We start from the raw sequence: 1,441 nt of genomic DNA on the forward strand, positions 1-1,441 counted from the left end.
TTTGACAAGAGCGGGCCAGCGCCGGTCACGCCAAAAGCCCGGCCTGCCGTCCGCGTAAGCCGCGAAACCGCCATCGGGACAAGCCTGACTTATTTTGTGAACAAATTGGCTCCATGCCCAATGCTGCTTGTCTCTCGGCAAAGTCAGGCCAGCTCGTTAATTTAACAGAAAAACAAATCAATCCTGTTCACCACTCGCGGGCGGCCTTGACCCACAAAACCGCAGGAAACGCCTTGAGCAGCGTTTCCGTAAAATAGTTGAGACAATATTGTCCAAAATTGAACGGAAAAATATTTAAAAATGGTCACACCAGAAACTGAAATCCTGCAAGCAAATTTTTAACATACTGTTTTTACTAATAAAAAATTAAAAAACCGTCTTGGCATGAATCCTGAATAAATTGGTGAAATTATAACAGGCTTGCAGTCTGCTGTTGAAGCAAGGAGGACACATATGCTGCGTTATATCATGATTTTGCTGCTGGCGCTGTGCATGCCCTCAGCATCCTGTCTGGCCGGGGAATATCCCGACAAAAGCATCAGAATCATCGTGCCGTTCAATCCTGGCGGCGGGGGCGAGCAGGCCGCGCGTCTGATCGAAAAGGAATTCAAGGAAGTCACCGGCCAGCCCCTGTCGTTCATCTACAAACCGGGCGGCACCGGGCTGATTGGCATGACGGAGCTCGCCCGTCAGAAAGCGGACGGCTACACCATTGGCATTCATTCCTACCCGCTGCTTGTCCTTGACAGCATTACCGGGCGCGCCAGGTATACGCTGGACAGCTTTGACTTTATCTCGCTGCTCTGCCTGGAGGAAGTGTACCTTGCCGTCAGCGCCGACAGCAGCGTCAACAGCGCGGAAGAGCTCATTGCGCAGGCGCGCGCCAATCCGGGCAAGGTCAACCTCGGCATCTGCGAAATCATGGGGCCCACGCATATTCCGGCCCTGCGGCTCAAGACGGAAAACGTGCCCTTCAACCATGTTTCCATTGACGGCGCGGGCAAGGTGGCCCCGGCGTTGCTGGGCGGTCAGGTGGATGCGGCCATTGTTCCCTCAGGCGGCGTATCAGGGTCCATCGGCAAAATGAAAGTTCTGGCCGTGTTTTCGCCGGAGCGAAGCAGGCGCTTCCCTGACGCGCCGACCCTCAGGGAACTCGGCTTTGACATCAACAGCGCCGTGGGCCGGTACATTGCCGCGCCGCATGGCCTGAAGCCCGAACATCGCGCCTATCTGGAGAACACGTTCAAGACCATTCTTGCGCGCCCCGATGTGGCGCGGCGATTCGAAAACGCCGGCTCCATCGCCACATGGAAAAACGGCGACGACCTGCGCAAAATGTTTGAGGATTACGCCCCGGAAGGCCAGGCCATGGTGGACTTCTATAAAAAATCGCAGAAGTAGCGACCTGCGTGGGGGGGGGGGGGGGGGGGCCCCCCCCCCC

Annotated in this window: 1 protein-coding gene; it reads left to right on the plus strand. The window is 56.1% G+C overall.

Going from position 1 to position 1,441, the window contains the following annotated elements:
* The first annotated feature begins 453 nt into the window (after nucleotides 1-453).
* Nucleotides 454-1,401, plus strand: a complete 948-nt coding sequence (locus ACQRA4_RS13740; RefSeq protein WP_427823614.1) for a Bug family tripartite tricarboxylate transporter substrate binding protein — start codon at nucleotides 454-456, stop codon at nucleotides 1,399-1,401.
* Nucleotides 1,402-1,441 lie beyond the last annotated feature (40 nt).

Origin of the sequence: Desulfovibrio sp. SGI.169, assembly GCF_050313595.1 — a bacterium.
Taxonomy (GTDB): domain Bacteria; phylum Desulfobacterota; class Desulfovibrionia; order Desulfovibrionales; family Desulfovibrionaceae; genus Desulfovibrio.